This is a genomic window from Kocuria sp. CPCC 204721, from assembly GCF_040980945.1.
Classification (GTDB): domain Bacteria; phylum Actinomycetota; class Actinomycetes; order Actinomycetales; family Micrococcaceae; genus Kocuria; species Kocuria marina.
Genome location: NZ_JAVKPO010000012.1, coordinates 69,928 through 75,927, shown reverse-complemented (window position 1 = coordinate 75,927; position 6,000 = coordinate 69,928). Strand labels below are relative to the sequence as shown.

General features: G+C 67.8%; 5 protein-coding genes. 3 read left to right on the top strand and 2 right to left on the bottom strand.

Annotated elements, in window-relative coordinates; all coding sequences use genetic code 11:
* Positions 1-229: 229 nt before the first annotated feature.
* Positions 230-403: a hypothetical protein gene (locus RF637_RS10865; protein WP_368844831.1), complete on the bottom strand. Its 174-nt coding sequence runs from the start codon at positions 401-403 to the stop codon at positions 230-232.
* A gap of 339 nt (positions 404-742) precedes the next feature.
* Between RF637_RS10865 and RF637_RS10860 the strand changes: the two genes are divergently transcribed.
* The 3 genes from RF637_RS10860 (at position 743) to RF637_RS10850 (ending at position 4,445) form a co-directional block, all read left to right on the top strand.
* Positions 743-1,477, top strand: a complete 735-nt coding sequence (locus RF637_RS10860) for a glutamine amidotransferase (protein WP_064847463.1) — start codon at positions 743-745, stop codon at positions 1,475-1,477.
* Between the two features lie 216 nt (positions 1,478-1,693).
* Positions 1,694-3,016 carry a lysostaphin resistance A-like protein gene (locus RF637_RS10855; protein ID WP_368844830.1) on the top strand — a complete coding sequence of 441 codons (1,323 nt, stop codon included), beginning with the start codon at positions 1,694-1,696 and terminating at the stop codon, positions 3,014-3,016.
* Positions 3,006-4,445 carry a M18 family aminopeptidase gene (locus RF637_RS10850; RefSeq protein ID WP_131333477.1) on the top strand — a complete coding sequence of 480 codons (1,440 nt, stop codon included), beginning with the start codon at positions 3,006-3,008 and terminating at the stop codon, positions 4,443-4,445. Before RF637_RS10855 ends, RF637_RS10850 begins: the two co-directional genes overlap by 11 nt.
* Before the next feature lie 92 nt (positions 4,446-4,537).
* Here RF637_RS10850 and RF637_RS10845 read toward each other — a convergent pair whose 3' ends face one another.
* Complete coding sequence (locus tag RF637_RS10845; protein WP_240505791.1) at positions 4,538-5,953, bottom strand: glyceraldehyde-3-phosphate dehydrogenase; 1,416 nt, start codon at positions 5,951-5,953, stop codon at positions 4,538-4,540.
* Positions 5,954-6,000: the final 47 nt, after the last annotated feature.

The window sequence follows — 6,000 nt, the reverse complement described above, 5'->3', positions numbered from 1 at the left end:
CACTCCTGCGTCTCCTGAACATCAGCGTCCTGAAGATTATTCGTCAACCCACTCAAAATGTGGTGATTGCTTGAAGGCTGCATGTGTTGTTCTCCTGCCATGAGAGGCGGGGCAGTTCTGACCGTGCGGTTGTCGGTCCCCGGGTGGGGGTCCGGCCACCGCACGTGAAGGACATGTGCGAACCGCGCCCCTCCGCTCATCGCGTGAGAACACGGTTGGCGGCGGAAAATCAGTGCTCGTCCGCGGTCCCGGACTTCTTGGAGTCCAGGGGCGCCGGGACCACTTCACCGGATGCGATAATGCACGGGATCTCGTTGCCCTCGGAGTCCACGAGCTTACCATCCTTGACGGTGTCACCTTCCCGCAGGTGATTCTGGAGGTGCTCGATGGATGCGATGGGCACGAAGCGCGGCGGGGCCTCGACCCGTACGGGCGCCCGGACACGAGTTCCTCGATCCAGCGCTGGACGTCCAAGGCCGGTCCTACGGCCGCGACGGCGGCTTCACGATCGAGGCTGTTGAACTCGGTCAAATCCACGATCCACCCTTTGGTATTTCGTGATGTGAAATCTAAATTTCATTTAGGAACAGCGAACTGGGTCACACGGGGTAAGTCACGGAGTGGAACCATGTTTCTTCGGAGTAACCGCCGGACTCTTCCACGGGTGTCATCGAAGCGTCGGAAAGCGGCCTCGTCCCCGGGCAGTTTGCATCCCGAGGCCCCCGTGGCATAGGTGTAAGCCATGAAACCGTTCGTGCTGCTGGCCACCCGTGATGACAACGTCCTCGCGGACGAGGAATACCGGGCCGTGGCCCACTTCGGGGGCCTCGAAGAGGACCAACTCGAACGCATCCGTCTGGAGTCCGGTGAGTGGCCCGCGCTGGACCTGGACAGGTACAGCGGGATCATCGTGGGCGGGTCGCCGTTCAACTCCTCGGACCCGCCGGAGGAGAAGTCCAGGGCGCAGCGCGTCGCTGAGACCTGGATCAGCGCCCTGCTGGACGACGTCGTGGCCCGAGACTTCCCGTTCCTCGGCGCGTGCTACGGCGTGGGCACCCTGGGGATCCACCAGGGGGCCAAGGTGGACCGGTCGTGCCACGAGGACGTGGGTCCCATCACCGTGAGCGTGACCGACGAGGGGGCTCGGGATCCCCTACTCGTGCAACTGCCCCGTGAGTTCACCGCGTACGTGGGGCACAAGGAGGGCACCCGCGTGCTGCCGCCCAACGCGGTGCTGCTCGCCACCGGGACCGCGTGCCACGTGCAGATGTACCGGATCAAGAACAACCTCTACGCCACCCAGTTCCACCCCGAACTGGACCCCGAGGGGCTCGTGAGCCGCGTGCGCGCGTACAAGGACTTGGGGTACTTCCGGCCCGAGGACACAGATACCGTGATCGACCGGGTGGTCAACGGCCCCGCCGTGGACCAGGCCCCACGGATCCTACGGGCGTTCGTGGAGCGTTACCGGCGTTGACCCGCCCGGGTCGAGGCGTCCGATCACGAGCCCGGTCGTCAACGCCCGGGGGCGGGCCACCCGGGACTTCCGGTACCACCGGGCAGATCCGCCTCGGGCTGGCATCTCATACGGCGGTCGGAATTCGCCGGTTCTCCGTCGGAGCCACCCCGGATTCACGGCCAGCGCCCTGCACAGAGGGCCCTGAGCGTCCCCCGTGACGGCTACCGTGGAGTCATGAGTCACGCCAGCGCACCGTGGTCCCGTCCGTCGCCCCCCGTCCAGGATCCGCCACGGACCCGTAGCCTCTTCTACCACCGTTTGGCGCACGCGGACCCCCGCCACCGCTGGTGGATGCCGCTCGTGGAGGGGCTCATCCTGCTGGCCGTCCTCCTGCTTCTGACCATCGTATTCCTGCTCGTCATGGTCTTCGCGGCCCCGGAGCGGATCGACGGGGACCTGCTGGCCATGAACCAGCTGGACCCCGTGGTGTTCTTCATCCTCTTCGGCTCCGTGGTCCTCATGCTCCCCAGCGCCCTGCTGGCCCGGCTGGTGCTCGGCCCGCGTCCCCTGGGGCTGATCTTCTCCGTGACCGGGCGGATTCGGTGGAAGTGGCTGCTCACGTGTTTCGTGGCGGCGGTCGCGATCTACGCCCTGATCAACGCGATCGCCGTGGGCCTGGAACTCGCCGCGGGCGGCAGGCCCGTGTCCTTGCAACCGGCCCCCGGTTTCTGGTGGCTCATGGCCTCGCTGATCTTCGTGGTCCCCCTGCAGTGCGCGGCAGAGGAGGTCGTGTTCCGCGGCTACCTGGCCCAGACCATCGGCCGGTGGCTCAAGCACCCCGCGTGGGCCATCCTGCTCCCGGTGCCGCTGTTCGTGCTCGGTCACGCGTACGACATCTGGGGGCAGCTCTCGGTGGGGATCATGGCCGTGGCCATGGGCATCATCACGTGGCGCACCGGTGGTCTGGAAGCGGCGATCGCACTGCACGCCGTGAACAACATGACGGTGTCCATCATGGCCATGGTGGGGCTCACGGACATGAACGACACCTCCGGGGCGCCCACGGACCTGATCGCGGTGACGCTGATCAACGGTGGTTACGTGGCACTCGTGTTCTGGCTCGTGCGCCGCAACCGGTCCGTGGCCGTGACTCGCACGATCGTCCTGCCGCCACTCCCGCAACCGGCCCGACTTCCCGAGCTCGGCCACCGGCCCTCTCGGTTGGCCGAGGACGCCTCGGGCCTGGTGGCTTACGTCCTGGACCCGGCCACGCAGCGCTACCTGGTCCTGCCGCCGCAGTACGGTCCGTACTCCGTGCGGGACGGGCAGGGCCGCTACGTGGGTCTGCTGGACACCCGCACCGCTCACGGCGCGCACACGGGGGACGACGTCGCTCCCGCAGTGCCGGGCGATACCTCGAGCGAGAGCACTTCCCGGCCCAACGGTTCCGACCCACACGGTACGGCGACCCCTCCCTCGCCCGGTGCAACACCGCCGCCCGCAGCCCCGGGCGAGCGGGATGTCGCCCCCACCTACACTGGGCGTCATGACGGATAGCTCGCACGAATCCACCACCCCGGCCGACCCCGCCAACGGAACGCCGGAGCCCGGCCCCGGAACTCCGGAGGCCGGCTTCGCGCGTGCACTGGGTGAGTGCATCACGGCCTCGCCCAGCTCGTTCCACGCCGTGGCCACGGCTGCCGCCGCGCTCGACGCCGCGGGGTTCACCGCCCTGGACGAGACCCGGCCGTGGTCGGACCTGTCCGCGGGCGGCTACTACACCGTGCGCGACGGCGCCCTGATCGCGTGGGTGATCCCGTCCGGTGCCGCACCGGGTGCGGGGTACCGGATCCTGGGGGCTCACACCGATTCGCCGGGGTTCAAGCTCAAGCCCCGACCCACCACCGTGACGCACCGGTGGTACCAGGCGGGTGTGGAGATCTACGGCGGTCCCCTGTTGAACTCGTGGTTGGACCGGGATCTGCGCTTCGCCGGTCGGCTCGTGGTGCGTGGCCGTGACGGCGGGACCCGGCAGGTCCTCACCGCGACCGGCCCCGTGGCCCGGATCCCGCAGTTGGCGATCCACCTGGACCGCAGCGCGAACGAGGGTCTCACGCTCGACAAGCAGCGTCACGTGCAACCCGTGTGGGGAGTGGGACAGGACCAGGACACGGACGTCCTGACCGTGCTCGCGGATGCCGCGAACGAGTCGCGCGGAACGCGCCGGACGACCGTGACAGGTGCACCGGGTGCCCCGGCCGGCGACGATGCGTCGGCCGAACCGATCACGGCATCGGACATTCTCGGCTACGACATCGTCGTCGCGGACTCCCAGGCCCCGGAACTCATCGGCGCGCAGCGCACGCTGCTCGCGAGCGGCCGCCTGGACAACCTGACCTCCGTGTTCGCGGGCCTGCGTGCCCTGATGGAACACGCCCACGACCTCGAGAGCGCGGAGCACGTGAGCGTGCTCGCCGCGTTCGACCACGAGGAGGTCGGTTCGGCCACCCGCTCGGGCGCCGCCGGCCCGTTCCTCGAGGACGTGCTCGTGCGCATCAGCGCCGCGCGGGGCGAGACCACGGACGAATACCGGCGCTCGCTCGCGGCCTCCGTGTGCTTGTCCTCGGACGCGGGGCACCTGGTGCACCCCAATTACCAGGGTCACCACGATCCCGTGAACACCCCCGAGCCCGGGGGAGGGCCCCTGCTCAAGATCAACGCGCAGCAGCGCTACACGACCGATGCCACGGGTGCGGCCGAATGGGCCCGGGTGTGCGAACGGGCCGGAGTGACTTACCAGGAGTTCGTCTCCAACAACACCGTGCCGTGCGGCTCGACCATCGGACCCATCACCGCGACCCGTCTGGGCATCCGCACGCTGGACGTGGGCGTGGGGCTGCTGTCCATGCACTCGGCACGCGAGCTCGTGCACACCGGGGACCTGTACGCCCTGTACCGGGCGGTCGCCGCGTTCTGGCGCCCGTGAGCGCAATGACGCCGCCCCGGCGGCCTTCACGCGGAAGGTGGCCGGGGCGGCGTCGTCGTCGAGCGCACCAGCGGCGCGCGGGACCCTGACCCTTACGGGAGTTGGAGCATAGAGATATCCGCCATGCGGGCCATCACGCGCACCACCTGGCACGAGTAACCGAACTCGTTGTCGTACCAGACGTAGAGCACCACGGAGTTGTTGTTCACGATGGTCGCGAGTCCGTCCACCACGCCGGCGCGGCGGGAGCCCACGAGGTCCGTGGAGACCACGTCCGGGGAGTCCACGTAGTCGATCTGCTTGCGCAGCGGCGAGTTCAGCGAGATGTCCTTGAGGAACTCATTGATCTGGTCCTTGGACTCCGGGGCGTTCTCCAACTGCAGGTTGAGGATCGCCATGGACACGTCCGGGGTGGGGACGCGGATCGCGTTACCGGTGAGCTTGCCCTTCATCACGGGCAGCGCCTTGGCCACGGCCTTGGCGGCACCGGTCTCGGTGATGACCATGTTCAGGGCGGCGGAACGGCCGCGGCGGTCACCCTTGTGCCAGTTGTCGATCAGGTTCTGGTCGTTGGTGTAGGAGTGCACGGTCTCCACGTGACCCTGGATGATCCCGTACTCGTCGTTGAGGACCTTGATCACGGGTGTGATGGCGTTCGTGGTGCAGGACGCCGCGGAGAGGATGGTGTCCTCCGGGGAGATGTCCTTGTCGTTCACGCCGCACACGATGTTCTTCATGTCGCCCTTACCGGGGGCCGTCAGCAGGACCTTGCCCACACCCTTGGACTGCAGGTGCTGGGAGAGGCCTTCCTCGTCACGCCACACGCCGGTGTTGTCCACGACCAGGGCGTTGTCGATCCCGTACTCGGTGTAGTCGATCTCCGCCGGGGAGTTGGCGTAGATGAATTGGATCGGCACACCGTTGGCGGTGATCACGTTCTTGTCCTCGTCCACGGTAATGGTCCCGTTGAAGGGGCCGTGCACCGAGTCGCGGCGCAGCAGCGAGGCGCGCTTGACGAGGTCGTTGCCGGGCTTGCGGCGCACCACCACGGCGCGCAGGTTCAGCCCGGTGCCGTCGTTGCGGTTGAGCAGGATGCGCGCGAGCAGGCGCCCGATGCGCCCGAAGCCGTAGAGCACGACGTCGCGGGACCCGGGTTCGTTGCGCCCGCGCTGGTCCACGGCGGGAGCAAGGGCCTCGCGCAGGTACGCCTGCAGGTCACCGCTGCCGGCCACGGTGTAGCCCTGGTAGAGCTTGGCCACGTCCACGTTGCACACGCCGAGGTTGAGCTCGCCCAGCGTGTGGACGATCTCGAGGGTCTTGTCGATGGGCATTTCCTCGCCCAGGATGCGGCGCGTGAAGCGGTGGACCTTGATGATCTCCGTGACGGACTTGTGGACCAGGGAACGGCCGAACACCGTGGTGACCACCTTATTGCCGCGGTGCAGCTGACCCACCAGGGGGACCAGCTGCTCGGCAACGGCTTCTCGTTCGGACCACGTGGCGCTCATGAGCATCCTTCTTCCTCGGCCCGGACGTCGTCGTGAGGGCCGTGTTG